The organism is Streptomyces sp. YJ-C3 (genome assembly GCF_053891275.1).
In genome coordinates this window covers 8,699,693-8,723,945 of sequence record NZ_CM132685.1, presented here as the reverse complement: position 1 = coordinate 8,723,945, position 24,253 = coordinate 8,699,693, and the positions used below count along the sequence as shown (strand labels likewise).

Sequence of the window (24,253 nt, the reverse complement as noted above, 5' to 3'; positions counted from 1 at the left end):
AAGTGACAGTCCTCCCCGCCGTCGGCGGGCTCCGCCCCGGTCCCGCCGCCGTGGTCCGGCGGGCCGTGCGCCGGGCCGGGCCCGTGCTCCCGGTCCTGCTGCTGATCAGCATGCTGGCTCTGCCCCTGGGGGAGGGGAGCCACGACGCGGGCAGCGGGGGCACGCCCGCCGACGCCGTCTCCGGGCTCGTCGTGATCTTCTGTGTCGTCCGTGCCGTGCGGCACGGGCTGCGCCCCCTGACGCGCACCGCGTACGTCGTGCTCGGGCTGCCCGTCATCGCCGTCGCGGTGGCCGCCCTCGGCGCCGACTCGCTGCCGAACGCCCTTCAGGGACTGGTGCGTTACTACCAGATCCTCGTGCTCGTCCCCGCCGCCGTGCTGCTCCTCGTACGGGACCGGCGCGACTTCCGGCTCGTCGGCTGGGCGCTGGTGGCGCTGGGGCTGTGGCAGGGCTCGATCGGCGTCTACCAGTACCTGACCGGTACGGGCGCCTCGTACGCGGGCGAGGACATCCGGGCCGTCGGCACGTTCGGCGCCACCGATGTGATGGGCATGTCCACCGTGGTCGCGTACGGGCTGATCTGCGCGGTGGCCCTGGCCCTCGGGGGCGGGACGCCGCGCACGCGGCTCGTCGCGCTGGGCTGCGCGCTGGGGCTCGTGGTGCCGCTGGCGCTCTCCTTCAGCCGCGGTGCCTGGATCGCCACGGCCGTGGTCTGCGTGCTCCAGATCGCCCTCACCGGACTGCGCCGCGCCGCCCGCCTGTTCACCGTGGGCGTCGCCGTGGCGGTCGTCCTGGTCGGCGGGTTCGGCGTGGGCACGTCGATGCTCCAGGAGCGGCTGAGCAGCATCACGCAGGTCACGGCCGCGCCGGACCAGTCCGTGACGGACCGGTACACCATGTGGGCGGCGGCGATCGACATGTGGGAGGAGCACCCCGCCACCGGCGTGGGGCTCAAGAACTTCCCCGCCTACCGCGACAGCCACGCGTCGATCGCGCTGTCCGCGGGCAGCGACGTGGCCGGCGCGGGATCGGACTTCCGCCGCCAGCCGCTGCTGTCGCCGCACAACATGTACCTGCTGGTGCTCAGCGAGCAGGGGCTGCTGAGCCTGTGCGCCATCGTGGGGGCCTGGGCCGCGATGCTGGTGTGCGGCGCGCGGCGGCTGGCCGGGGCGCACCGCCGGGGAAGCGGCCTCGACTGCGGGCTCATCGCGTGCGGACTGCTCGTCTGGCAGATGATCGACTTCGCGTACGCGGACATCGGCGGGCCCTCGACGGTGCTCACCGCCGTCGTGTTCGGCCTGGTCGCCTGGTGGGCGCTGGCCCCGGCGGCGGTCTCCGAGGCGGCAGCCGAGCGATGAAACCCACGCTTCCCCCCGACGGCGACGAGGCACTGCGCTCCCCCGCGGTGCCGCCGCAGCAGCCGGCCCCGCCCGTCGTCGACAAGGGCCGCGACGCCCACGGCGCCTCGAACACCTTCCTGGCCCGGGCCGCGCTGCTGACGGCCGTGCTCTCCGCCGCCGGGTCGCTGCTCGGCCTCGTACGGGACCAGGCGCTGGCGCACCTCTTCGGAGCCGGCAGCGAGACGGACGCCTTCCTGGTGGCGTGGACCGTGCCCGAGGTCGCCTCGACGCTGCTCATCGAGGACGGGCTCGCGTTCATGCTCGTGCCCGCCTTCAGTGCCGCGATCGCCGCGCGCGCCGCGGCGCCGAAGGGCCAGGACCCGGTGCGGGCCCTGGTGGCCACCTCGCTGCCCCGGCTCACGCTGGCCTTCGTGGCCTCCGCCGTGCTCCTGATGATCGGCGCGCCCCAGCTCGTCGAGCTGCTCGCGCCGGGCCTTCCCGACCCCCAACTGGCCGTGGACTGCACGCGGTTGACCGCGACCTGCGTACTGACCTTCGGGCTCACCGGGTACTGCAGCGCCGCGCTGCGCGCCCACAGCGACTATCTCGCCCCGGCCGCCATCTACGTCGCGTACAACGTCGGCATCATCGTCACGCTGCTGGTGCTGGCCGACCGCTGGGGCGTGCGCGCCGCCGCCGCGGGTGTGGCGGTGGGCGGCTGTCTGATGGTGCTGGTCCAGGCGCCGTCACTGCGCCGCAGGCTGAAGAGCGCCGCGTACCGGGCCGCCGCGGACGGCAAGGAGGCGGCGAAGAAGCAGTCGATGAACATGGCGCTGATCGCGACCGTGCTGCTCTTCGCGCTGTGCCGCCAGTCGCAGGTCTTCATCGAGCGCTTCCTCGCCTCCTCCCTGCCGTCAGGGGCCATCTCGCACCTCAACTACGCGCAGAAGGTCGCGCAGTTGCCGATGGTGCTCTCGCTGATGCTGTGCACGGTCACCTTCCCCGTGGTGGCGAAGGCGCTGGCCCGCGGGGACACCGAGCGGGCGCGGGACCGGGTCGAGCGCGATGTGGCGCTCGCCGCCTGCATCGTCCTGAGCGGCGCGGCCGTGGTGTTCGCCTGCGCCCCGCAGATCATCCAGCTGCTGTTCCAGCGCGGCGCGTTCACGGACGCCGACACCGCGGCCACCGCGTCCATCATGCGCGTCTACTCGCTGGGCCTGCTGGGGCACTGCCTCGTCGGCGCGCTGGTCCGCTCCTACTTCTCCGCCGGCCGGCCCACCTGGTACCCGGTGGCCTCGATGGCCGCGGGCATGACGCTCACGGCCGGCACGGGAACCTGGGCCGTCGCGATCTGGGGGGTCGGCGGCATCGCCGCGGCCAACGCCCTGGGCATCACGTTCACCGCCGTGCTGCTGCTGACGGCGATGGACAAGCGCAGCGTCCCCGTGCGGCTGCCCGTGGTGCTGCTCGAACTCGCCAAGACGCTGCTCGCGGCCGTGGCCGCCACGGCCGCCGGGCTGCTGTGCACGGCCCGGATCGAGCAGCCGCTGGGGGCACTCGCCGTCGGTTGCCTGGCCATCGGGGCCGTCTTCGGCTTCCTTCTGTGGGCCCTGAACGTCCAGGCGTTTCTGCCCGCCGTCCGCATCGCGACCAGAAAGCTCCGCAATGCCCGTTGAAACAGTGCTCCAGGAACCACCCGGCCCCAGGACCAGGGAACGTCTGCCCGGGCGTTCTCCGTGGGTGGCGATGTACCACTCCGTGGACGACTGCACCGACGACCCGTACAACGTCACCGTCACCCCCGACCGTCTGCGGCAACAGCTGGGCTGGCTGCGCTCGCGCGGGCTGCGCGGCGTCAGCATGGCGGAACTCCTCGACGCCCGGACCCGCGGCGCGGGCCGAGGCCTGGTCGGCCTCACCTTCGACGACGGGTACGGGGACTTCGTCGAGAACGCCCTGCCGCTGCTCAAGCACTACCAGTGCTCCGCCACGGTCTTCGTCCTGCCGGGCCGGCTCGGCGGGGAGAACGGCTGGGACGCCGAGGGCCCGCGCAAGCCGCTGCTGACCGCGCAGGGCATCCGGGCGGCCGCGGCGGCCGGCATGGAGATCGGTTCGCACGGGCTGACGCATGTCGACCTCACCCGCGCGGACGAGGAGCAGCGCCGGGCCGAGATCCAGCGGAGCAAGGCGCAGATCGAAGAGCTCACCGGCGGCGAGGTGCACGGCTTCTGCTACCCGTACGGATACGTCGACACCCCGACGGTGGACGCCGTCCGCCGGGCCGGCTACCGCTACGGCTGCGCCATCTCCCCGGGCTCCCTGACCAGCGTGCACGCGCTGCCCCGGGTGTACGTCGGGCAGCGGGACAGCCCCTGGCGGCTCGAGGTCAAGCGCCGTATCCACCGGGTACGAAGACGCGCCTGGCACGTCGGGGAGGGCGCGCGGTGAAGGTCCTCCACGTCATCACCGGCCTGGGCGCCGGCGGCGCGGAACAGCAACTGCGGCTCCTCCTGCGCCACATGCCGGACTCGCACGACGTCGTGACCCTGACCAACCCGGGCCAGGTCGCCGAGGGCCTGCGCCGGGACGGCGTCCGCGTCGCCCATCTCGACATGGCCGGGAACCGGGACCAGCGCGCCCTGCCCCGCCTCGTCCGGCTCATCCGCGCCGGGCGCTACGACATCGTCCACACGCACCTCTACCGCGCCTGCCTGTACGGCCGGATCGCGGCCCGCGTGGCCGGGGTGCGGGCGGTCGTCGCCACGGAACACTCCCTGGGCGACGGCCAGATCGAGGGGCGCCCGCTGACCCGCGGCGTACGGGCCCTCTATCTGGCGGGCGAGAAGCTGGGCCGCACGACCATCGCCGTGTCCCCGGCCGTGGCCGAGCGGCTGCACCTGTGGGGAGTCGCCCCGCAGCGCGTGCGCGTCGTCCCGAACGGTGTCGACGTCGCGCGCTTCGCCTACGACCCCGCCGCCCGGGCCAGGACCCGGGCCGCCCTCGGCCTGCCGCCCGACGCCTTCGTCATCGGCGGGGTGGGGCGGCTGGTGCCGGGCAAGCGGTTCGACGTCCTGATCGCCGCGCTGCGCGAACTCCCCGACGACGTGCGGCTCCTGCTGGTCGGCACGGGACCGGAGCAGGAGCTCCTCGGGCAGGCGGCGCTGCGCGCCGGAGTGCTCGACCGGGTCGTCTTCGCGGGGGAGCGCCCGCACACGGCCCCGGACCTCCCCGGCGCCGCCGTCGACCTGCCCGCGCTGATGTCCGCGACGGACGTGCTCGCCTCGCCGTCCGTCGACGAGGCGTTCGGCCTGGCCGTGGTGGAGGCGCTGGCCGCGGGGCTGCCCGTCCTCTACGTGACCTGCCCCGCGGTCGACGACCTGCCGCCGGGAACGGCCGCCCGAGCCGTCCGTGTCCCGTGCGACCCCGCCTCGTTCGTCCGTGAAATCCGAAGAATCCGCACCGAGCCGGCCGGCGCCAGGCCGCCGTCGGAGGCCGCCCTCCACTACAGCATCGCCCGCAGTGCCGCACTGCACCACGAGGTGTACGCGACGGCCGTGGGCGCACCGACCTCAGGAGTGAGTACGTGATGACCGAAGCCGCTCAGGACAGGGACATCTCCCGCACGCTGCGCGCCCGGACCGGGGCGCGCACGAGGAAACTGCCGCGATGGTGGCCGCTGCCGCTGGGCATCGTGGTCGGCGCCCTCGCCGGCGGCACGTACGCGGTGGCCAGTACGCCGCAGTACACGGCGACGAGTTACGTGATCGCCGTGCCGACGGAGAAGTCCGACCCCATGTCCGCGCTCGGCTTCGCGCAGGCGTACAGCCGCGTGGCCACGGAGGTCGCGGTGCTGAGCGACGCGCAGGTCGCGGCGGGCGTGCCGGTCCGGACGCTGCAGTCGGACGTCCGCGCGCAGACGTCGCCGGACGCGCCCATGGTCGCGATCTCGGCGTCGTCGGAGAAGCCCGCCCAGGCCATGGCGATGGCCAACGCCGTCGCCCGCGCGCTCACCACGAACGCCAGCCACACCAAGGACGACACCCACGTCGAACTGCTGCGCTTCACGCGGGCGGTGAAGCCGACCGAGCCCTCGTCGGCCTCCGGCGGCCTGACGACCCTCGTCGGCGCCTGCGCCGGCGGACTGCTCGGCGGGCTGGCGCTGCTGCTGCGTCCGCGCCGGACGACCGAACCGGCCACGCCCACCGTCCCGGCCCCCGCCGCCGCGGCCGGCGTGCGGGGCGGCGCCTGATGCCGGAAGGCGCGTCCGGGCCCGTGGTCACGGTGTGCGGCGATGCGGCCGAGTTCGGGGCGCTGCGCGAGGAGTGGAACCGGCTGCACCGGGCCTGCGGCACCGCGACACCGTTCCAGAGCCACGCCTGGCTGCATTCCTGGTGGCTGTCCTACGGCGGCGGCAGCCGGCTGTGCGTCGTGCTCGTACGCCAGGGCGGCCGGCTCGTGGCCGCCGCCCCGCTGATGCGGCGGCCGCGCCCCTTCCCGACGCTGACGCCGCTCGGGACGGACATCTCCGACTTCAGCGATGTCCTCGTCGAGGCGGATCCGGCCGGTTCGGCCGACCGTGCCCTCGACGCCCTGGGCGCCGGACTGTGGCGGCTGGCCAGGGGCGCCGTGATCGACTTCCGCGAGGTGCGGCCGGGCAGCGCGGTCGAGGCCCTGCACGACAGGTGGCCGGGACCGCGCCGCCGGCTCGACGACTCGGCGTGCCTGGAACTGCCCGCCCTGCCGATGGACGACCTGGTGCAGCGGCTGCCCCGGCCCAGGGCCCAGCGCGCCCGGGCCAAGATGCGCAAGCTGGACGCGATGGGGATCGAGCGCCGTGTCGTCCCCCCGGCCGAGGCCGGTTCGTCGGTACGCCGTCTCCTGGACCTCCACCGGCTGCAGTGGCAGGAGCGGAAGGTGACGACGGAGCACGTCAAGCCGCGCTTCGCCGAGCACCTGAGCCGCTCGGTCGCCCTGATGGCCGAGACGGGGGACGCCGTCGTCACGGAGTTCTCCCTGGACGGCGCCGTGGTGGCCGCCGATCTGACCTTCGTGTCCCCCCGGCTCGCGGGCGGCTACCTCTACGGCGCGCACCCGGAGCTGAGGGAACGCAAGATCGACGTCGCCACGATGCTGCTGCGCTCCTGCGCCCAGCATCTGCAGGACGGTTCCCCGGCCGGGGTGCTGAGCCTGCTGCGGGGCACCGAGCCCTACAAGCTGCACTGGCGCCCCGAGCGGGTGGTCAACCAGCGGTTCCTCCTGGCCCGCCGCGGCTCCGCCCCCCAGCTGGCCGCACTCCTCGCCGACCGCCGCGCGCGGTCCCTGGCCAAGCAGGCGCGACGGGCCTGGAAGGAGCGCGGTGGCGGCCGGGCCTAGAGCCCGGGCCGCCACCGCGTCCTGTGGTCACGCCGGTTCAGGAATTGCGCTCCCACCAGTCGAACCGCAGGCACAGCTTGCCGCCGAGCCAGTGCTCGACCCAGTCACCCAGATCGATCGGCGAACACTTCGGGGGCTCGGTCGGGTCGGTCGGCTGCGTGGGCTCGGTCGGCTTGTCGCGTCCGGTCAACGCGTTCCGGTAGACCTCCGAGGCCTTCGGGTTGTCGTCGCACTGCCACACACCGTGCGGGCAGTAGTCCGTGAGCGTGTTGTAGAGCGGCTTGTGCTCGTCCATCCAGGCGAGCATCCGGCTCATGTACTCGGAGTTGTCGCCGTTACGGAAGAGCCCCCACTCCGGGTAGGAGATCGGCTTGCCGTGCTGCGCCGCGAAGTCGACCTGCTGCTGCAGCCCGTACGGCTCGGACACCTGCTCGTCGAAGGACTTGCCCTCCGGCTGGTCGTACGAGTCCATGCCGACGATGTCCACCACGTCGTCGCCGGGGTAGCACTCGGTCCACGGCACGGCGTCCCGGCCCCGGCTGGGCGTGAAGTCGAAGCGGAACTTCTGCCCCGGCACGGACCGCATCACCGTCACGATCCGGGTCCAGTACTTCTTCCACGCCGCCGGGTCGGGACCACAGCGGTGCGTGTACGTGGTGCCGTTCATCTCCCAGCCGAGCACCACGACGGTGTCCGGCACGTCCAGGTCGACCAGGCGCTCGGCCAGGGCCCGGAAGTGCTCGTCGAAGTCGCCCGCCGCGCCCTGCCGGAGCAGGCCGCGTACCTCGGTGTCCGACACGCCTTCCTCGTTGCGCTCCAGCATGGGCACGTTGAGGACGAACAGCCGGTCGTCACGCTCCCGGCGCCACTTCGCCCAGCTGTCGAGGAACGAGGGGGTGCCCTCGATGTTGGTCCACCGGTCGCCGGGCAGATAGGTGTGCCCCACGCGCAGGTCGGCGCCGCCGAGCCACTTCGACAGCTTGGTCATCCGCGTCACGCCGCGCGGCCCGAAGTCCAGATAGGCCCCGAACGCCGGGAACTTGTCGGGCTTCGTGGACGGGTCGGCACTCGGCTCCGTACTCGGCTCGGCGCTCGCCCCGGTGCTCGGTTCCGGGCTCGGGGACGTCTCCGCGGACGGCGGGACGGCCGTCGTCGGATCGGGGCTCGGGACGGTGCTCGGCTCCGGAGCGGGCGGGGTGCTCGCCGCGGCCGGGACGGGTGTGCCGGGCGTCTCCGTCGGCCACCACGGGACGGTCGACGAGGTGCCGGGTGGAGTCGGCTCGCCGCGCGGGCTCGCGTCCGCGCGCTCGATGGACACGGATCCTGACGCGACCACCAGGGGGATCAGGACCCCTGCCGCGATCAGCGGGAGTCGCCTGCGCTTCATCCCTCGGCGTTTTCCGTCCATGCCTGCTCCTCGTGCCGTACTCGCTCCATTCCTGACACTCAGTCATATGAATGCTTATGGCGCCAATCGTGGAACAGCCGATGGCCGCCCTTCGTCACCCTCACGGGTTAATTCCTGGAAAGGAATCGACACATGCTCGACCCCTGTGTCCCGGTCGTGCTGCTGCGGATCGATCCCAACCCCTTCCACCACGGAACGCTGGGCGCCGTCAGATCCCTGGGACGCTGCGGTGCGGAGGTGCACGTGGCGGCCGAGGCCGGGGGAAGCCCGGTGGCCCGCTCCCGTTTCGTCAGCCAGATGCATACCCCGCCGGCCCCGGGCGCGACGCCCGGCGAGGTGGGCAGGGTCCTGTGGCGGACCGCGGCGCGGGTCGCCCGACCGGCGGTGTTGATCCCGATGGATGACGCCGGGGCCATCGCGGTGAGCGAACTGCGCGAGGAGCTGACCGGGACGTTCCTGCTGCCGGAGCAGCCCCGGCACCTCGCCGAGCGGGTCGCCGACAAGGCACGGCTGCCCGAACTGTGCCGGGCCGCCGGCATCGGACACCCCGTCACGGTGCAGCCGCGCGACGAGCACGAGGCGTACCGCGCGGTCGCGGAGCTGGGCCTGCCCGCCGTCGCGAAGTGGAGCCGCCCGTGGCTGCTCCCGCAGGGCTCCGGCCTGCGCAGCACCTGCCTGATCGGCTCCGCGGAGGAGGCGCGCGACCTCTACCGGCGCGGCCTCGGCACCGGCGGCGAGCTCCTGCTCCAGAAGTACCTGGCGGCGGGGCGGGACAGCGACTGGTTCTTCCACGGCTACGTCGACCGGGCCGGGCGCCTGCACGCAGGGGGAGCCGGCAGCAAGCGTCAGGCGTGGCCCCGTGGCGCCGGGCTGACCGCCGTCGGCCGCTGGGCCCCTCTCCCGGAACTGCAGGCCATGGTCGAGCGCCTGGTCGAGGGGCTGGAGTACCGGGGCATCTTCGACATCGACTTCCGGGTCGACGCGGAGACGGGCCGGTACTGCCTGCTGGACTTCAACCCCCGGCCCGGAGCGCAGTTCAGGCTGTTCGCGGACGGCAACGGCCTGGACGTCGTACGGGCCCAGTACCTCGACCTGACCCATCAGCCGCTCCCCGCCGGGCGCGCGCTGCCGGGCCGCACCTTCGTCGTGGAGAACTACGCGCCGCTGACCGCGCTCAAGTCCCTGGTGACCTCCGCCCTCCCCGCCCAACGAGGCTCCGAAGCAAGGGAGTTCGCCTGGCACGCCCGGGACGACCCCTCGCCCGCGTGGGGCATGGCCACCGAGTGGCCGCAGCACGCGGCACGCCGACTGCTGCGCCGGGCCAGGCCGACGGCCGCCGACGCCCGCCCCGACGCCACGCACCCCCCTGCCGCCGTCCGGACCACCACAGCCGAAAGAAAGGCGAACTGCTGATGTACGACCTGCTGATCGTGGGGGCCGGCCCTTACGGCTTGTCCATCGCCGCGCACGCCGAAGCCCGCGGACTCGGTACGCGGGTCTTCGGGAGGCCGATGGAGTCGTGGCGGGACCACATGCCCCGCGGCATGTTCCTCAAGTCGGAACCGTGGGCCTCCGACCTCTCCGCGCCCCGGCCCGGATACCGCCTCCAGCAGTACTGCGCCGACCGCGGCGTGGACGCACGGCACGGGCACCCCATCCCCGTGGACACGTTCGCGTCGTACGGGCAGTGGTTCGCCCGCCACGCGGTGACGCCCCCGGACGAGCGGATGATCGTCCGCGTCGACGCGGCACCTCACGGATTCACGGCCGAGACCGAGGACGGTCAGATCCTGCGCAGCAGGGCCGTCGCGCTGGCCACCGGGGTGCTGCCGTACCTGCACATCCCGCAGGCCCTGCGGGGGCTGACGGAGGATCACGTGACGCACAGCAGCATGCACAGCGACCTCGGCCGGTTCCGTGGGGCGGACGTCACGGTCGTCGGCGCGGGCCAGGCGGCACTGGAGACCGCGGCGCTCCTCGCCGAACAGGGGACCCGGGTGCGCATCGTGGCCCGCGCCCCCGGGCTGGCCTGGAACAGTGTCCCGCCGCCCTGGGTGCGGCCCTGGTGGAAGAGTCTGCGCGCACCCCACAGCGGCCTGGGCTGCGGCTGGCGCAACTGGTTCTACGCGGAGCGGCCAGGAGCCTTCCGGCGGCTGCCCGAGCGCACCCGCGCCGAGGTCACCGCGACGGCGCTGGGGCCCGCGGGCGCCTGGTGGGTGCGGGACCGGGTGACGGAGGGGGCCGTCGACCTCCGGATGGGGCGCACGGTGGTGGACGCGAACCTGTCGTCGGGGCGGATCCACCTCCGCACGGCCGGTCCGGCGGCGGGCGCGGAGGACTTCGAGACCGATCACGTCATCGCGGCCACGGGCTTCCGGGCGAGCCGCGCGCGGATGACCGTGCTGGCGCCCCGGGTACGGAACCTGCTCGCCCGGGACCCCGAATCCGCACCGGGCGTGGGGCGCGGCTTCGCGTCCGCCTACCCGGGGCTCTTTCTCGCGGGGCTGGTCACCGCGGCGGACTTCGGGCCGGCCATGCGGTTCGTCCACGGGGCGTCGTACACGGCGCCGGCCCTGGTCGACGGGGTCGTACGCCATCTGGCGCGGCAGCCCTGGCGGGGCGGCCCGGTGGTCCCGCCGGGCCGCAGGCAGCTGCCGGACCCCGTCACCGTCGCGTCCGACGGCTGAGAGTCGCGGGCCCTCAGGACCCGTTGGGGTGAGTTCGCGGGCGAATGGGTGAACCGGTTCTTCTGGGCGGGCGGGCCGGTGGTCCACTGGCACGCGTCATGAGAACGGCCGCGCTGCCTTCCTCCCAGCCGTCGGCTCCACGCCGTGTGGAGGCAGCCTGTATCCGCGGCGTCTCCGTGGCCTCCGTGGGTCGGGAAGAGCGTGTGGGTAGCTCTTCCCGACCCGGCGCTCATCGCCCTGCGGCACGCGCCCTGCGGTACAGGACCCCGCCCCCGACCAGCAGCCCGGCGCTGGCGGCCGCGGCCGCCAGAAGGTTCTGATCGGCTCCGGTGTCGGCGAGTTGCTCCCGCGCGACGGACGCCTGACGCACGACGGGCACCTGCGCCGCGGACAGCGCCTCCTGCCGCACGACCGGCCGGGCCGCACGGACCGGGCCCGGCGCCGGAACGGCCCGGTCGGTGGCGGGCGTCGCGGGGGTGCCGGGGCCCGCGGGAGGAAGCTCGGCCTCGGCGGGCGGCGGAGTCGCCGACGCGTCGCCGGAGTTCGCGCACGCGTTGCCCGTCACCGGGTTGAGGGCGCCCACCACGTCGACGGTGTTGCCGCAGAGATCCAGGCCGATGTCCACGGGTGCCTGCACCGAGTTCCCGGACAGGACACCCCCGGACTGCGCGGACTGCGCCGTGCTGCTCGCCTGGGACGTCTGCGCCTCGTCGGCGTGGCTCCCGGCCGCTTCGTCGCCGTACCCGTCCGCATCGTGCTCAGCGGCGGCGGTGGCGTCGGACCGGCCGGCGCAGTGGTTGCCCGAGGCGGGGTTCGCCGCGGCCACTCCGTCGACGCTGTTGCCGCAGAGGTTCACGGGAACCGACAACGGAGCCGCGACCGAATTGCCCGACAGCACGCCGGGCGAACCGCCCGACTGCTCCTGGTCGCCGGTCATGGCGGACGCGCTGGTGCCGGGCATGGACAGAATGCCGGTCGCCGCCGCGGCCGCCATGATGCCCATTCTCAGTGCCTGCCTCAATGCGTTTCCCTTCCTGCTCGAAAAGTGGAAGCCGACCCTGGTTCCCGAGGGCATCCAGGGTCGGCCGGGAGGCGTGACCGCAGTCGCTGCGTCAGCTGTTGGCGCAGGTGTTGCCGAACGTGGGGTTCAGCAGCGCGATGACGTCGATGCTGTTGCCGCAGAAGTTGACCGGCACGTGGACCGGGACCTGCAGGACGTTGCCGGACAGGACGCCCGGGGAGCCCACGGCCGCGGCCTCGGCGCCGGAGTCGGCGAACGCGGGGGCCGCCATGCCGAGGGCCATGACCGCACCGGCCACGATGACAGCGCTCTTCTTCAGAGACATGTTTCTCTCCATTTGCTCAGAAAAATGACCGAGATGCCTGACCGCCGGAATGGGATTACTTATTCCGGGCGGCCGGCCCCTCTGAAATGCGAACGAGTCAGCGTCCGAGTTGGAAACTGCATTGCCTCGCGCGGCGGCCAGATTCACCCCGACGAAGTTCCATGCGTGATGGATGGAATTTGATCCGGCAAGAAGAAAACGCGATGAAAAAAGCCCGGGCCGCCCGCTCCGGAAGGAGCGGGCGGCCCGGGCTGTCCGTGCGGCGGCTGGATCAGCCGTTCTGCACGCCGTTGCCGGCCAGGACCGGGATGTCGTTCAGGATGTGCGACAGCGGCTCGTCGCCCTTGGCCTGGGTCGAGTTCTCGACGCACTGCTGGTTCTGCGGGGCGGACAGGACGGGGATGTCCTGGACCGACACCGGCACGACACCGACGAGCGAGCCGGCGTTGGCCTTGGCCGGCAGGCCGATGCAGGGCTTGTTCAGCGAACCCTGGACCAGGCCGAGCTGCGGGCTCATGTCGCCCTCGGTCACGGAGTTGCCGAAGGCCTGCTCGGCACCGTTGCCGCTGGCCGACGTGGTACCCGTGTCGTCGCCGATGGCGAGCGCCTGCGGGGCGGCCGCGGCCGAGACACCGACGACGGAAACGGCGACTGCAGCTGCAGCCATAGCCTTCTTGAGCATTGATCTGTTCCTTTTCTGACAGGCACCGGTTACTGCGAATGAAACAACTCCGGGAACGGGTGAATAGTTCTGCGGATTCACTCGATTGGCCAGGTCCCGGGCGCTTGGTGTGACGGGCATGCTTGTCATACGGGTCGGATTATCCGCACGGGTCCGTGGGGTGTGCGGCAAGGGGCCCAACGGATAGCGGCGGCGATCCCCGTCCGGGTGAACCTGGGCAACCGATCCAGTGTTTCGGAGTTGATCCGGGTGCTCCCAAAAGGCAAATGAAGGGGAACCTCCCATGATGAAGAAGGCTGTGGCTGCCGCGGCTGTCACCGCGTCCCTCGTCAGCATTGCGGCGGCGGCGGCTCCGCAGGCCCTGGCGGTCGGCAACGACGGCGGCACGACCTCCGAGAGCGGCAACAACGCTCAGCAGGCGTACGGCAACTCCGCCACGTACGGCAACATGAGCCCGCAGATGGCGCTCATCCAGGGCTCGCTGAACAAGCCCTGTGTCGGTCTGCCGGCCAAGGCCAACCTCGGCTCGCTCGTCGGCGTCGTGCCGGTGTCGGTCCAGGACATCCCCGTCCTGTCCGCCCCGCAGAACCAGCAGTGCGTCGAGAACTCGACCCAGGCCAAGGGCGACGAGCCGCTGTCGCACGTCCTGGACGACATCCCGGTGCTCTCCGGCAACGGTGCCGGAAACCACTGACGGAGCACGCAGTGCACGTTGGGCCGCCATTTATGGCGGCCCAACTTTTTTGTTCAGGGGTTGTTCCAGAAGTCGCGGGAAACGATGTCGCTCCACTCCGCGTCGAACTGGTCCGGAAGCGTTTTCCCCAGGGCGCGCCATTCGTCCACCAAGGACGCGTAGGTGGGGGTCGAGCTCGGGGTGTCGGGTGACGTCCTGCTGGTTGGAATCAGCGCCTGTCGGTGCCAGCGCTCGTGAGGTACTCCCATGTCATCACCTCTTGCTGTCCAGCGGTTCGATGGGTCTCCCATACCTCTGGAGCGCACGGCGCCAATCGCCTTGTGAGGCGAAAGGGTTACTTTCGCCGAGCGCGACGCGGGCTCCCCTGGAGAAAAAGAAGATCTGCCTATCCTCCTCGTGCACCTACCCCTTCCCAGTGGAGTGTCACGATGCGGAAAAGTGTTCTTCGAGGTGGCCGTAGAGGGATTGCGCTCGGAGCCCTCGCTCTCGGTTTCCTGGCATTTTCGAGCGCCGTGGCCGGGCAGGTGGCCGGCGCCCTGCCGGCCCAGGTGGACGTCTTCGGCGGGCTGCGGGACCAGGACCGCCCGGAGAACGGAAAAGGGACCAACATCCTCCTGATGGGCACGGACGGCCGTGACACCATCACCCGCGCGGAGAAGGAGAAGTTCCACGCCGGCGGGGTCGCCTGCAACTGCAGCGACGCGATGATGCTCATCCATCTGTCGCAGAAGCACGACCGGGTCAGCGTGGTGAGCCTGCCGCGGGACTCCTACGCGGAGATCCCGGAGCACACGGACGCCGACGGCACCGTGCGGGAGAAGCACCCGGCCAAGATCAATGCCGCGTACGCGGAAGGCGGACCGGCGCTCGCGGTGCAGACGGTCGAGTCGATGACGGGTGTGCGCGTCGACCACTTCCTGCAGATCGACTTCCGCCGGTTCATCGACAGCGTCGACGCCGTGAACGGGGTGAAGGTCTGCACGCCCCGCCGGCTGTCGGACTCGGCCACCAAGCTGAACCTCGCCCCCGGCGGCCACCGCCTCGCCGGAGGCCCCTCCCTGCAGTACGTGCGCTCCCGCCACCTGGACGCGAGCGCCGACCTCGGACGCGTACAGCGCCAGCAGCGCTTCCTGGTCAACGCGATGCGGGGCGACCGGCTGGGGAAGATCCTCGCCGACCCGGCCAAGGCCTCGGGGCTGGCGAGGACGGTCCTCGGATCCGCCTCGGTCGACCAGGGATTCAGCGTGGGCGACCTGGTGTCCCTGGCGCGGGACCTCCGCAAGATCCCGCTGGCGAAGACGGAGTTCGGGACGGTGCCCATCGACGGGTTCAACCCGCTGATCGAGAACGTGGGGTCCACGCTGCGCTGGGACCAGGAGCGCGCCGGGCGTCTCTTCGCGAGCCTCCAGGAGGACCGCCCCGCGGCCCCGCCCGGCTCCCGGACCGAACCCCTGGACCCGCCGCGCCTGACCGTCCAGACCGTCGTGCACGGGGACAAGCTGGCCTGCAAGTGAGGCGGACGGCACTGGGCCGAACGGGTCGCGCTCCGCAACCGTCCGAATGCTGACCAGTTGATCAAACGTAACTCCCCAATCGGAGTTCGTTCAGTGAAGGGAAAACTCATGAAGAAGCTGTGGGCAACCGCAACGATCGCCGCATCCGTCGCGGGCCTGTCGGCGGTGGCCGCTCCCCAGGCCCTGGCCATCGGTGACGACGGCGGCACGACGTCCGCCAGCGGCAACGGTGCGATGCAGGCGTACGGCAACTCCGCGACCCACGGCGACATGAGCCCGCAGCTCGGTCTCGTCCAGGGTTCGCTGAACAAGCCGTGTGTCGGTCTGCCGGCCAAGGTCAACGCCGGCTCCCTCGTCGGTGTCGTCCCGGTCGCCGTCCAGGACATCCCGATCCTGTCGGCTCCGCAGAACCAGCAGTGCGTCGAGAACTCGACCCAGGCCAAGGGCGACGAGCCGCTGTCGCACATCCTGGACGACATCCCGGTCCTCTCCGGCAACGGCGCCGAGAACCACTGAAGTAACTGAAGTACCCGAGGGGCAGTCGCCCGGTGCGGCTGCCCCTCCGCCGTGCTCCGGCCCCGTCGCCGGGCCCGGACACGACGATGGCGGCGGATCGCGTGCGATCCGCCGCCATCGTCGCGTCGTGGACCTACTGGACCGAGGGCACCACGTTGGTGACCGGGGCCACCAGGTCGGTGAGCTGGTGCAGTTCGTTCAGCCGGTCGAGACCGGAGAGCTGGCCGGCCGTGCTGGGCAGCTCGGCGCGGTGCTCGGCCGGGATCGCCATGGTCGACACCGAGTCGAGCGTCGCGGTCGGGGAGATGGCTTCGCCGCTCCCACCGCCCAGCGGAAGCGGAGCGGCTCCCGCCGTCGGGACGGCGATCGCGGTGGCTCCGACCGCGAGCAGGACAGCGGTGATGGCTCGTCGAGTTGAGGTCATGTCCCACCAACGGCGGGGAAGTCCGGGCGGACACGGGGGAGGGAGGGCACCCACCCGTCAGGTCTAAGACGGCGGGAAGCTCTGTTCGGGCCGGGTCTGAAGGCCGTACTGCGGGTGCTTTGACCAATCTTGACGAAGCGTGCGCTCCCGACCGGCGCAACAGATCCTGCGCCGCTCGCCCGCACGGGTCAGGCTGCCAGTGACCGAACCGGAGGTACCGGAGGCATGGCGAGGTATGGCATGGCAGCGGGCACGCGGGCGCGAGGCGTTCTTCTGGGGCTCCTCGTCCCAGTCCTGATGGGCGCCGTCACGGCGTGCGGCACGTCCGCGGGGACCACCGCGGACGTCGCGGCGCACCCCGACACCCGCCCCGCGGGGCAGGCCTTCGCGCACCCCGGTGTGCTGGTCGGCAAGGCGCAGCTGACGGCCGTTCACGACCACGTGGCGCGCAAGGAGGAGCCCTGGCTGTCGGCGTACAAGGAGATGAGCGGGAGCAAGTACGCCGCCCTCGACTACAAGGCCAAGCCGTACGCCACCGTGGAGTGTCCGCCCGACACGCGCCCCGGCCAGGGCTGTGTCGAGGAGCGCGAGGACGCCATCGCCGCGTACACGCAGGCGCTGCTGTGGAACATCACCGGTGACAAGGCCCACGCCGAGAAGGCCGTGCAGATCATGGACGCCTGGTCCGCCGAGGTGAAGGAGCACACCGAGGGCAACGCCGGGCTGCAGACCGCCTGGGCCGCCACGTCCTGGGCGAAGGCCGCCGAGCTGATGCAGTACACGTACGACGGCTGGCCGGACGGGCAGGAGCTGAAGTTCCAGCGGATGCTGCGCGACGCGTACCTGCCCGTGGTGCAGACCGGCTCCGCCGACTTCAACGGCAACTGGGACCTGGTCATGGCCGACGCCACCATGAGCATGGCGGTGTACCTGAACGACCGGGCCGCCTTCGACAAGGCCGTGGCGCACTTCCGGACCCGCGTCCCCGCGTACTTCTACCTCTCCTCCGACGGGCCGCTGCCGGTGAAGCCCGCGGGCAGCGACATCGACACCCCGGCCAAGCTGCAGACGTACTGGTTCGGGCAGAAGACCTTCAAGGACGGGCTCGCCCAGGAGACCTGCCGCAACTTCAAGCACGCCAGCTACTCCCTCGCCGCGACCTCCCACATCGCCGAGACCGCCTGGCACCAGGGCCTCGACCTGTACGGAGAGGTGAAGGACCGGCTCGCGGCCGCGCTGGAGTTCCACTCCAAGTACCAGCTCGGCGCCACCGCCCCGTCCTGGCTGTGCGGCGGCAAGGTGCAGCGCGACATGGGGCCCGACACGGAAGTGGGGCTCAGCCACCTCCAGGGCCGGCTGAAGATGCACCTCCCCGAGACGGAGAAGCTCACCCGGCAGCAGCGGCCCGAGGGCACGGACGATCTGTTCGTGGCCTGGGAGACGCTCACCCACGCGCAGTCGGTCTGAGAGCGGCGCGGAGGGCCCCCGCAGAACCGATTCGCGTTCGTCGCTCCTGATGGCGTACTGTTGGTTTCACCGACGCGGGGTGGAGCAGCTCGGTAGCTCGCTGGGCTCATAACCCAGAGGTCGCAGGTTCAAATCCTGTCCCCGCTACTGAAGACCGAGGCCGGAATCCTTCGAGATTCCGGCCTCGGTTCTTTTTTGATCGCGGACGGCTACGCGTCGTAGTCTCAGCCGCACGATGAGTGACGTACGGCAGGGGTCGAGTCGGTCGACGCGGCGGGCAGCGGCCCTCGCGCTGCTGCTCGCGCTGTGCGCGCTGTTCCTCTCCGGCAGCTGCCCCGACGGGTACGACACCGCGGCCGCCGCCCGTCACGACCATCACCGCTGCACCCCCGCCGAACCGCACCTCGCTGCCCAGCCGGCCGACCGCGCGCACCCGGACGGGCCGGGCGGCGGCCCGGTGACCCGGCGTCCGGCCGCGCCCCGGGTCCCGGCCCCGTGTGCCGGGGCCGCCCACCCCGGGGAGGTCCCGCCGGTCGCGGGGCACCGGCTCCTCATCGCCCTCGGGGTCGACCGGAACTGAGGCGGGTCCGCCTCCGCGTCCGGATCCGACCACTCGAAGGACACCTGCTCACCCCATGATCGGCAAGCTTCAGCCCCCGGCCGCCCCGGCCGCCGTGGGCAACACCCCCGTGCTGTGGATCGACGGCTACTGGGCCAAACTCGAAGGCTTCAATTTCGGCGGCATCAAGGACCGGGCCGCCCTGTACATGGTCGAACGGGCCCGGGAGCGCGGCGAGCTGCGGCCCGGCGGCGCCATCGTCGAGTCGACGTCCGGCACGCTCGGCCTCGGGCTCGCGCTCGCCGGGGTGCACTACGGACACCCCGTGCACGTCGTCACCGACCCCGGTCTCGAACCCATCGTGGCGCGGATGCTCGCCGCGCACGGCGCCCGGGTGCACCGGGTGCACGAGCCGAGCCCGGTCGGCGGCTGGCAGCAGGCCCGGGTGGACCGGGTCGCCGCGCTGCTGGCCGAACTGCCGGGCGCCTGGTGCCCGAACCAGTACCACAACCCCGACAACCCGGCCGCGTACGCCCCACTGGCCGCCGAACTCGCCGAGCAGGTCGGTGAGTTCGACGTGCTGGTGTGCGCGGTGGGGACCGGTGGTCATTCGGCGGGGCTCGCCCGGGCGCTGCGCGGGCGGCACCGGATGCCCGCGCTCGAACTCGTCGGCGTCGACTCCGTCGCCTCCACCGTGTTCGGTCTGCCGGCCGGGCCGCGGCTGATGCGCGGGCTCGGCTCGTCCATCCACCCGGGCAACGTCGACCGGGCCGCGTTCGACGAGATCCACTGGATCGCCCCGGCGGAGGCGGTGCGCAGCGCGCGGCGGCTCGCCGAGCGGCAGTTCGCGACCGGCGGGTGGAGCGTGGGGGCGGTGGCGCTCGTGGCCGGGTGGCTGGCGCGGACCCGGCCCGCCGGGACGCGGATCGTCGCCGTCTTCCCCGACGGGCCGCACCGGTACTTCGACACGGTCTTCAGCGACGAGTTCTGCGCCGCGCACGGGCTGCTGGCGGGCGCGGTGGCCGAGGCCCCGCGGGCGGTGGCCGGGCCGGGCCCCGGCATCGAGAGCTGGTCGTACGTGCCGGGCCCCGCGGCCCGTGGCGCCCGCTGCGCGACGGAGGGGGCCCGCTGATGCCCGCGCCTCAACTCCTGGTCCGTACCCGCCGGTTCGAGCCCGCTGTCCAGCTCCTGTACGTCAACCAGTTCACCATCAACCTCGGCTTCTACATGCTGATGCCGTACCTGGCCGCGCATCTGTCGGGGGAACTGTCGCTCGCCGCCTGGGCGGTCGGGCTCGTGCTCGGGGTGCGGAACCTGTCGCAGCAGGGCATGTTCCTGGCCGGGGGCGCGCTCGCGGACCGGCTCGGCTTCAAGCCGATGATCATCGCCGGGTGCGCGCTGCGGACGGTCGGCTTCGGCGCGCTCGCCTTCGCGGACACCCTGCCGGTCCTGATCGCGGCGTCGGTCGCGACCGGACTCGCCGGCGCGCTGTTCAATCCGGCGGTGCGGGCGTACGTCGCCGCCGAGGCCGGTGAGGAGCGCCGCGTGGAGGCGTTCGCGCTGTTCAACGTCTACTACCAGGCGGGCATCCTGCTCGGGCCGCTCGTCGGGCTCGCCCTGACCGGCGTCGACTTCCGGCTGACGTGCGCGGTGTCGGCGGTGCTGTTCGCGGTGCTCTCGGTCGTGCAGGCGCTGCGGCTGCCCGTGCGGCGGCGGGCGGCGGCGGGCTCCGGTGACGAGGGGGGCCAGTGGCGGACGGTGCTCGGCAACCGTTCCTTCTGGCTGTTCTCGCTCGCGATGACCGGGTCGTACGTGCTGTCGTTCCAGGTCTATCTGGCCCTGCCGCTCGCCGTGGAGCGGCTGCTCGGCGGGGGCCGGGCCGGGCAGGTCGCGACCGGCGCCCTGTTCGTGGTGTCGGGGCTCGTGGCGCTGGCCGGGCAGCTGCGGATCACCGACTGGTGCCGGCGCACGTGGAGCCGTGAGCAGTGCCTGGTCGCCGGGCTCGGGCTGATGGGCGCCTCGTTCCTGGTGCCCGCGGCGGGCGGCGCGGGCCTGACCGGGGTGGCCGGGCTGCTGCTGTGCGCGGCGGGGCTCGCGGCGGCGACGGCCGTGCTCTACCCCTTCGAGATGGACACGGTGGTGTCGCTGGCGCGGGGGCGCTGGGTCGCCACGCACTACGGGCTCTACAACACGGTGTGCGGGATCGGGATCACCGTGGGGAACCTCGGCACCGGGGCGCTGATCGCGCGCTCCCCGGCCGGGGTGTGGTGGGCGCTGGCCGCTGTCGGGGCGGTCGGGGCCGTGGCGCTGCACCGGCTCGGGCGGGGTGGGCGGCTGGCGGAGGTGAAGGCGGGGGCCCTCGCGCCGTAGGGGCCCCGTGAGCCGAGATCGGGTGCGGGGCTCTCGCGGCGCCGCACCCCGCGGGCTCCCGGGACGCCTCACCCGGACGGACCCGTACTGGTCGCCCCGCGCCCCCTCCCCGGGAACCCTTGGTGAGACGCCGGAAACCGGGGCGCGGACGCGGCAGGAGACAACTGGTGGGGCAGCGCGGAGGGCGGCACAGACAGGTGGCGGACGCCAGCGTCACCCACGTCTTCCTGCGGCTGCTGCCGGCGCTGCTGATCATCGGCGGCGCGGTCTACGAGTACTGCACCCCGTCCGGGTTCTCCGGGGCTCCTTTGTTCAGCGCGGCGCCTCTGGTCGCCGCCCCGTTCTTCTCGCTGTCCGGGACGATCCTGGCCGGGGTCGGCTCGATCGGCGCCATAGCCGCCGTGCACGTCAGATACACGCGGGAGTTCGGCTCCCCGATCGTCACCGAGATGGTGACCGTGGCCACCGTGTGCCTGCTGGCCTGCTTCATCAACCGGATCGTGCGCCGCAGCGACGAACAGCTGGCCTCGGCGCGGCAGATCGCCGAGGCGGCCCAGTTCGCGGTGCTGCCGGAACCGGCCGGGCGGATCGGCGGCCTGGCCATCGCGGCGCGGTACGAGGCGGCGCAGGCCGGCGCGTTCATCGGCGGCGACCTGTACGCGGTGCAGGACACACCGCACGGGGTGCGGCTCGTCGTCGGGGACGTGCGGGGCAAGGGCATGGGCGCGGTCGCCGCGGTGGCCGTCGTCATCGGCGCCTTCCGGGAGGCCGCCGAGCAGGAGGGCAGCCTGGAGGCGGTCGCCCAGCGCCTGGAGCGGGCGCTGGCCCGGGAGGGCACCCGGCGTCGCGGCATCGACGACTTCGAGGGCTTCACCACCGCCGTGCTCGCCGAGATCCCGCACGGCGGCGACCTCCTGCGCGTCCTCAACCGCGGTCACCCCGAGCCGATCGTGCTGCTCGGCGACGGCACGGTCCGGGTGGTCAGGCCCGAGGAGGCGGCGCTGCCGCTGGGCCTCGGCGAGCTCGGTGCCTGGCCGGACCGGGCCACCGAGGCGGAGTTCCCGGCCGCGGCGACGCTGCTGCTGTACACCGACGGGCTCTCCGAGGCGCGGGACACGAAGGGCGCCTTCTACGACCCCGCGGACCGGCTCTCCGGGCGCATCTTCCCCGGCCCCGAGGAACTCCTCGCGGCACTGGCCGAAGAAGTACGCCGGCACACCGGAGGCGGCACCAAGGACGACATGGCGCTGCTCGCCGTGCACCGCCCTTGATCATTGTCACGAGCGGTGATCGAGCGACCCCCCTGCGCATAACAATTGACGCACCGTCAGGAAAAGGCATGTTTCCCGTGCGTCAAAATCGTCGGTCAACTCGCCCGATTCCGCCCGGTCGTGCCCCGTTAAGTCCAGGCCAAAGACGTGAACGATCAGTGGGAACGGCTTGGAAATACTGTCGGCTGTCTATTAACGTTCGATAACGCAGCGCGGTCGTCCCAGCCGTCACAAGCGACGGCTCCGTGCGCACACGCTTAATCCCGCAAGGGAGCCGGGGAACCACCAACTTGGGGTGAATCAGGCATCGTTCCGTCGCTTTTCGGGCGTCGGGCCGTGCTCGTAGGAGACCTTCCTGCTCCGAACCCGTCAGCTAACCCGGTAGGCGAGAAGGAAGGAAAGGAGAGCGCCCCCGTGGCGTCGAACCGGCCTGCCCCCGAGTTCTCCGGATTCTCCGCCGACTCCGCCCCCGGCGAGTTCGGCGTCGAGCAGGAGACCTGGGAGGAGTGGAATCCCACCGAGGAATCCGTCCGTCCCGTCCGCGGCAGGCACCGCGTGGCCCGTCAGCGCGGCGGACTCGCGCGCAGCTCCACCGTCCTCGGTGTCGGCGTGATCGCCGCCGTCGGCGCGGGCGGCATCGCCACCGCGCAGGGCGGCAAGCCCGCCGTCCAGATCTCCATGCCCGACCTGTCGGCGGTCAAGGACTCGCTGCCCGCGGCCAAGTCGCTGCCCGGAGTGGGCGCGCTCATATCCGACGACTCCGACTCCTCGTCCGGTGCCGCCTCGGCCGCCCCGCTCACCACGGTGGGCAACGGGCAGTCGGACGCGGGCGAGGCACTGCGGGCCCGCATCATGCAGCAGGCCGAGACGCAGCAGAACGCGGCCGACACCGCGGCGCAGGCCGCGGCCGAGGAGGCCGCTGCCAAGCAGGCCGCCCAGGAGGCCGCCGAGAAGCAGGCCGCGGCCGAGAAGAAGGAAGCCGCCGAGAAGAAGAAGGCGGAGGCGGAGGCCAAGGCGAAGGCCGAGGCCGAGCGCCTCGCCAAGCTGGCCAAGAGCTACAAGCTCCCGGTCGCCTCGTACACCCTCACCGGCACCTTCGGGCAGCCCGGATCCATGTGGTCCTCCGGCTACCACACGGGCCTCGACTTCGCGGCCTCCACCGGTACGCCGATCTACGCCATCCACGGCGGCACCGTCACCGAGGCCGGCTGGGCGGGCGCGTACGGCTACCGCACGGTCCTCACCCTCGACGACGGCACCGAGCTGTGGTTCTGCCACCAGTCGTCGATGAACGTCAGCGTCGGCCAGAAGGTCAGCACCGGCGACGTCATCGGCCGCGTGGGCGCCACCGGCAATGTCACCGGTGCCCACCTCCACCTGGAGGTCCACCCCGGCGGGGACGCCACCGGCGTCGACCCGGCGGCGTGGCTGCGCGACAAGGGCCTCACTCCCTGAGCCGCGTCCCCTCCCTCTGAGCCCCGTCTCTTCTCCGAGGCGGGCCTCTCCCTGAGTCATGCCTCCCTCCGAGGCGTGTCTCCTCCGAGTTCCGGCGGTCCTGGCGGCAACCCCCCGACGTCAGGGCTGCCGGTTTCGCATGCCCATGGAATACCGTCTTCCGCAAAGGCGTTGAAGCAGGGCATGACTTCTTCCCCTGCTCTGCGCAAGCTCGGCTCCTCCGACCTCGAGGTCTTCCCGCTCTCCCTCGGGGGGAACGTGTTCGGCTGGACAGCCGACGAGGCCACCTCCTTCGCGGTCCTCGACGCCTACACCGCCGGGGGCGGCAACTTCATCGACACCGCGGACTCGTACTCGTCCTGGGCCGAGGGGAACCACGGCGGCGAGTCCGAGACGATCATCGGCAAGTGGGTCAAGGCCCGCGGCAACCGCGACGACGTCGTCATCGCCACCAAGGTCGCCCGCCACCCCGACTTCAAGGGCCTGCGCGGCGACAACATCAAGGCCGCCGCCGACGCCTCGCTGAAGCGCCTGGGCACCGATCACATCGACCTGTACTACACGCACTTCGACGACGACGAGACCATCCCGGTCGAGGAGATCATCGGCGCGCTCGACGAGCTGGTGAAGGCGGGCAAGGTGCGCAACATCGCCGCCTCGAACATCTCGCCCGCCCGCCTGCAGGAGTCCCTCGACCTCTCCGACCGCGAGGGACTGGCCCGCTACGTCGCCCTCCAGCCGCACTACAACCTGGTCTCGCGCGACACGTACGAGGGCGAGCGGCAGGACATCGCCTCCCGTGCCGGGCTCGGCGTCGTCCCGTACTGGGGGCTCGCCGCCGGCTTCCTGACCGGCAAGTACCGCCCGGGGGTCACCGTCGACAGCGCGCGGGCCGCGGGCGCGGGCAAGCACCTGGAGAGCGAGCGCGGCCGCAAGGTGCTGACCGTCCTCGACGAGATCGCGCAGGCCCACGAAGCCGAGATCGCCACGGTCGCCCTGGCCTGGCTCGCCGCGCAGCCCACCGTGACGGCGCCGATCGCGTCCGCCCGCACGGTCGAGCAGCTCCCGGCGCTGCTCGCGGTCGCGGACCTGGAACTGACGGACGCGGACCTCACCCGCCTCACGAACGCGTCCGCCTGACGGCCCC

The 24,253-nt window shown here is 72.2% G+C and carries 24 protein-coding genes, 1 tRNA gene and 1 riboswitch; of the genes, 19 read left to right on the top strand and 6 right to left on the bottom strand.

Features of this window, described 5'->3' with window-relative positions; all coding sequences use genetic code 11:
* The first annotated feature begins 2 nt into the window (after positions 1-2).
* The 6 genes from ACVHNB_RS39570 to ACVHNB_RS39545 all read left to right on the top strand — a co-directional run bounded on the left by ACVHNB_RS39570 (position 3) and on the right by ACVHNB_RS39545 (position 6,713).
* Complete coding sequence (locus ACVHNB_RS39570) at positions 3-1,358, top strand: O-antigen ligase family protein (RefSeq protein ID WP_456227022.1); 1,356 nt, start codon at positions 3-5, stop codon at positions 1,356-1,358.
* Positions 1,355-3,016 (top strand): murein biosynthesis integral membrane protein MurJ, encoded by a 1,662-nt coding sequence (gene murJ / locus ACVHNB_RS39565; RefSeq protein WP_428953753.1) that lies wholly within the window; start codon positions 1,355-1,357, stop codon positions 3,014-3,016. Before ACVHNB_RS39570 ends, murJ begins: the two co-directional genes overlap by 4 nt.
* Before the next feature lie 70 nt (positions 3,017-3,086).
* Positions 3,087-3,788 carry a polysaccharide deacetylase family protein gene (locus ACVHNB_RS39560; RefSeq protein WP_428953754.1) on the top strand — a complete coding sequence of 234 codons (702 nt, stop codon included), beginning with the start codon at positions 3,087-3,089 and terminating at the stop codon, positions 3,786-3,788.
* Positions 3,785-4,927 (top strand): glycosyltransferase, encoded by a 1,143-nt coding sequence (locus tag ACVHNB_RS39555; RefSeq protein ID WP_428953755.1) that lies wholly within the window; start codon positions 3,785-3,787, stop codon positions 4,925-4,927. Before ACVHNB_RS39560 ends, ACVHNB_RS39555 begins: the two co-directional genes overlap by 4 nt.
* Positions 4,927-5,589, top strand: coding sequence for a YveK family protein (locus ACVHNB_RS39550; RefSeq protein WP_428953756.1), 663 nt, complete (start codon positions 4,927-4,929; stop codon positions 5,587-5,589). The genes ACVHNB_RS39555 and ACVHNB_RS39550 overlap by 1 nt, the downstream gene beginning before the upstream one ends.
* A complete protein-coding gene (locus ACVHNB_RS39545) occupies positions 5,589-6,713 on the top strand; it encodes a GNAT family N-acetyltransferase (protein ID WP_456227021.1) in 1,125 nt (374 codons plus the stop codon). The genes ACVHNB_RS39550 and ACVHNB_RS39545 overlap by 1 nt, the downstream gene beginning before the upstream one ends.
* A 37-nt stretch (positions 6,714-6,750) precedes the next feature.
* Here ACVHNB_RS39545 and ACVHNB_RS39540 read toward each other — a convergent pair whose 3' ends face one another.
* A complete protein-coding gene (locus ACVHNB_RS39540; protein WP_456227020.1) occupies positions 6,751-8,121 on the bottom strand; it encodes a glycosyl hydrolase in 1,371 nt (456 codons plus the stop codon).
* Positions 8,122-8,253: 132 nt separating this feature from the next.
* On the opposite strand from ACVHNB_RS39540, the gene ACVHNB_RS39535 reads away from it, so the two are divergent.
* A complete protein-coding gene (locus ACVHNB_RS39535; protein ID WP_456227019.1) occupies positions 8,254-9,534 on the top strand; it encodes a carboxylate--amine ligase in 1,281 nt (426 codons plus the stop codon).
* Positions 9,534-10,808, top strand: coding sequence for an NAD(P)-binding domain-containing protein (locus ACVHNB_RS39530; RefSeq protein ID WP_428953760.1), 1,275 nt, complete (start codon positions 9,534-9,536; stop codon positions 10,806-10,808). Before ACVHNB_RS39535 ends, ACVHNB_RS39530 begins: the two co-directional genes overlap by 1 nt.
* A 229-nt stretch (positions 10,809-11,037) precedes the next feature.
* On the opposite strand, the gene ACVHNB_RS39525 is transcribed toward ACVHNB_RS39530, so the two are convergent.
* From ACVHNB_RS39525 to ACVHNB_RS39515, 3 genes are all read right to left on the bottom strand, one after another.
* Entirely contained in the window at positions 11,038-11,802 is a 765-nt protein-coding gene (locus ACVHNB_RS39525; RefSeq protein ID WP_428953761.1) for a chaplin, read from the bottom strand.
* Positions 11,803-11,920: 118 nt separating this feature from the next.
* Positions 11,921-12,154 (bottom strand): chaplin, encoded by a 234-nt coding sequence (locus ACVHNB_RS39520; RefSeq protein ID WP_428953762.1) that lies wholly within the window; start codon positions 12,152-12,154, stop codon positions 11,921-11,923.
* 271 nt (positions 12,155-12,425) lie between these two features.
* The gene (locus tag ACVHNB_RS39515) at positions 12,426-12,836 is read right to left on the bottom strand and encodes a rodlin (protein ID WP_428953763.1); all 411 of its coding nucleotides are present in this window, start codon (positions 12,834-12,836) and stop codon (positions 12,426-12,428) included.
* Between the two features lie 283 nt (positions 12,837-13,119).
* Between ACVHNB_RS39515 and ACVHNB_RS39510 the strand changes: the two genes are divergently transcribed.
* Positions 13,120-13,530: a rodlin gene (locus tag ACVHNB_RS39510; protein ID WP_456227018.1), complete on the top strand. Its 411-nt coding sequence runs from the start codon at positions 13,120-13,122 to the stop codon at positions 13,528-13,530.
* A 53-nt stretch (positions 13,531-13,583) separates the two neighbouring features.
* On the opposite strand, the gene ACVHNB_RS39505 is transcribed toward ACVHNB_RS39510, so the two are convergent.
* A complete protein-coding gene (locus ACVHNB_RS39505) occupies positions 13,584-13,778 on the bottom strand; it encodes a hypothetical protein (RefSeq protein WP_428953765.1) in 195 nt (64 codons plus the stop codon).
* Between the two features lie 264 nt (positions 13,779-14,042).
* Between ACVHNB_RS39505 and ACVHNB_RS39500 the strand changes: the two genes are divergently transcribed.
* Together ACVHNB_RS39500 and ACVHNB_RS39495 are read left to right on the top strand one after the other, a co-directional pair.
* Positions 14,043-15,044: an LCP family protein gene (locus ACVHNB_RS39500; RefSeq protein WP_428953766.1), complete on the top strand. Its 1,002-nt coding sequence runs from the start codon at positions 14,043-14,045 to the stop codon at positions 15,042-15,044.
* Between the two features lie 108 nt (positions 15,045-15,152).
* The gene (locus ACVHNB_RS39495) at positions 15,153-15,560 is read left to right on the top strand and encodes a rodlin (RefSeq protein ID WP_428953767.1); all 408 of its coding nucleotides are present in this window, start codon (positions 15,153-15,155) and stop codon (positions 15,558-15,560) included.
* Between the two features lie 133 nt (positions 15,561-15,693).
* Here the strand turns inward: ACVHNB_RS39495 and ACVHNB_RS39490 are convergent, their stop codons facing one another.
* Positions 15,694-15,984 carry a hypothetical protein gene (locus ACVHNB_RS39490; RefSeq protein ID WP_428953768.1) on the bottom strand — a complete coding sequence of 97 codons (291 nt, stop codon included), beginning with the start codon at positions 15,982-15,984 and terminating at the stop codon, positions 15,694-15,696.
* A gap of 297 nt (positions 15,985-16,281) precedes the next feature.
* Here ACVHNB_RS39490 and ACVHNB_RS39485 point away from each other — a divergent pair, with 297 nt between their 5' ends.
* The 8 genes from ACVHNB_RS39485 to ACVHNB_RS39450 all read left to right on the top strand — a co-directional run bounded on the left by ACVHNB_RS39485 (position 16,282) and on the right by ACVHNB_RS39450 (position 24,246).
* Positions 16,282-17,451, top strand: a complete 1,170-nt coding sequence (locus ACVHNB_RS39485) for an alginate lyase family protein (RefSeq protein ID WP_456227017.1) — start codon at positions 16,282-16,284, stop codon at positions 17,449-17,451.
* 73 nt (positions 17,452-17,524) lie between these two features.
* Positions 17,525-17,598, top strand: a tRNA-Met gene (locus tag ACVHNB_RS39480).
* Between the two features lie 88 nt (positions 17,599-17,686).
* Positions 17,687-18,031 (top strand): hypothetical protein, encoded by a 345-nt coding sequence (locus ACVHNB_RS39475; protein WP_428953770.1) that lies wholly within the window; start codon positions 17,687-17,689, stop codon positions 18,029-18,031.
* 55 nt (positions 18,032-18,086) lie between these two features.
* Complete coding sequence (locus ACVHNB_RS39470) at positions 18,087-19,142, top strand: PLP-dependent cysteine synthase family protein (RefSeq protein ID WP_428953771.1); 1,056 nt, start codon at positions 18,087-18,089, stop codon at positions 19,140-19,142.
* Entirely contained in the window at positions 19,142-20,380 is a 1,239-nt protein-coding gene (locus ACVHNB_RS39465) for an MFS transporter (RefSeq protein ID WP_428953772.1), read from the top strand. Before ACVHNB_RS39470 ends, ACVHNB_RS39465 begins: the two co-directional genes overlap by 1 nt.
* A gap of 167 nt (positions 20,381-20,547) precedes the next feature.
* The gene (locus ACVHNB_RS39460) at positions 20,548-21,651 is read left to right on the top strand and encodes a PP2C family protein-serine/threonine phosphatase (RefSeq protein ID WP_428953773.1); all 1,104 of its coding nucleotides are present in this window, start codon (positions 20,548-20,550) and stop codon (positions 21,649-21,651) included.
* A 244-nt stretch (positions 21,652-21,895) separates the two neighbouring features.
* Positions 21,896-22,054: riboswitch (cyclic di-AMP (ydaO/yuaA leader) on the top strand.
* Positions 22,055-22,065: 11 nt separating this feature from the next.
* Positions 22,066-23,106, top strand: coding sequence for a M23 family metallopeptidase (locus ACVHNB_RS39455; RefSeq protein WP_428953774.1), 1,041 nt, complete (start codon positions 22,066-22,068; stop codon positions 23,104-23,106).
* 183 nt (positions 23,107-23,289) lie between these two features.
* Positions 23,290-24,246 (top strand): aldo/keto reductase, encoded by a 957-nt coding sequence (locus tag ACVHNB_RS39450; RefSeq protein WP_428953775.1) that lies wholly within the window; start codon positions 23,290-23,292, stop codon positions 24,244-24,246.
* The last annotated feature ends 7 nt before the right edge of the window (positions 24,247-24,253 follow it).

Bases quoted from the DNA above. Each gene is read 5' to 3' on its own strand.
- ACVHNB_RS39520 (WP_428953762.1), bottom strand. From the start codon at position 12,154: ATGTCTCTGAAGAAGAGCGCTGTCATCGTGGCCGGTGCGGTCATGGCC.
- ACVHNB_RS39530 (WP_428953760.1), top strand. From the start codon at position 9,534: ATGTACGACCTGCTGATCGTGGGGGCCGGCCCTTACGGCTTGTCCATC.
- ACVHNB_RS39505 (WP_428953765.1), bottom strand. From the start codon at position 13,778: ATGGGAGTACCTCACGAGCGCTGGCACCGACAGGCGCTGATTCCAACC.
- ACVHNB_RS39525 (WP_428953761.1), bottom strand. From the start codon at position 11,802: ATGGCGGCCGCGGCGGCGACCGGCATTCTGTCCATGCCCGGCACCAGC.
- ACVHNB_RS39475 (WP_428953770.1), top strand. From the start codon at position 17,687: ATGAGTGACGTACGGCAGGGGTCGAGTCGGTCGACGCGGCGGGCAGCG.
- ACVHNB_RS39490 (WP_428953768.1), bottom strand. From the start codon at position 15,984: ATGACCTCAACTCGACGAGCCATCACCGCTGTCCTGCTCGCGGTCGGA.
- ACVHNB_RS39550 (WP_428953756.1), top strand. From the start codon at position 4,927: ATGACCGAAGCCGCTCAGGACAGGGACATCTCCCGCACGCTGCGCGCC.
- ACVHNB_RS39510 (WP_456227018.1), top strand. From the start codon at position 13,120: ATGATGAAGAAGGCTGTGGCTGCCGCGGCTGTCACCGCGTCCCTCGTC.
- ACVHNB_RS39560 (WP_428953754.1), top strand. From the start codon at position 3,087: ATGTACCACTCCGTGGACGACTGCACCGACGACCCGTACAACGTCACC.
- ACVHNB_RS39495 (WP_428953767.1), top strand. From the start codon at position 15,153: ATGAAGAAGCTGTGGGCAACCGCAACGATCGCCGCATCCGTCGCGGGC.
- murJ (WP_428953753.1), top strand. From the start codon at position 1,355: ATGAAACCCACGCTTCCCCCCGACGGCGACGAGGCACTGCGCTCCCCC.
- ACVHNB_RS39485 (WP_456227017.1), top strand. From the start codon at position 16,282: ATGGGCGCCGTCACGGCGTGCGGCACGTCCGCGGGGACCACCGCGGAC.
- ACVHNB_RS39540 (WP_456227020.1), bottom strand. From the start codon at position 8,121: ATGGACGGAAAACGCCGAGGGATGAAGCGCAGGCGACTCCCGCTGATC.
- ACVHNB_RS39545 (WP_456227021.1), top strand. From the start codon at position 5,589: ATGCCGGAAGGCGCGTCCGGGCCCGTGGTCACGGTGTGCGGCGATGCG.
- ACVHNB_RS39450 (WP_428953775.1), top strand. From the start codon at position 23,290: ATGACTTCTTCCCCTGCTCTGCGCAAGCTCGGCTCCTCCGACCTCGAG.
- ACVHNB_RS39470 (WP_428953771.1), top strand. From the start codon at position 18,087: ATGATCGGCAAGCTTCAGCCCCCGGCCGCCCCGGCCGCCGTGGGCAAC.
- ACVHNB_RS39515 (WP_428953763.1), bottom strand. From the start codon at position 12,836: ATGCTCAAGAAGGCTATGGCTGCAGCTGCAGTCGCCGTTTCCGTCGTC.
- ACVHNB_RS39465 (WP_428953772.1), top strand. From the start codon at position 19,142: ATGCCCGCGCCTCAACTCCTGGTCCGTACCCGCCGGTTCGAGCCCGCT.
- ACVHNB_RS39535 (WP_456227019.1), top strand. From the start codon at position 8,254: ATGCTCGACCCCTGTGTCCCGGTCGTGCTGCTGCGGATCGATCCCAAC.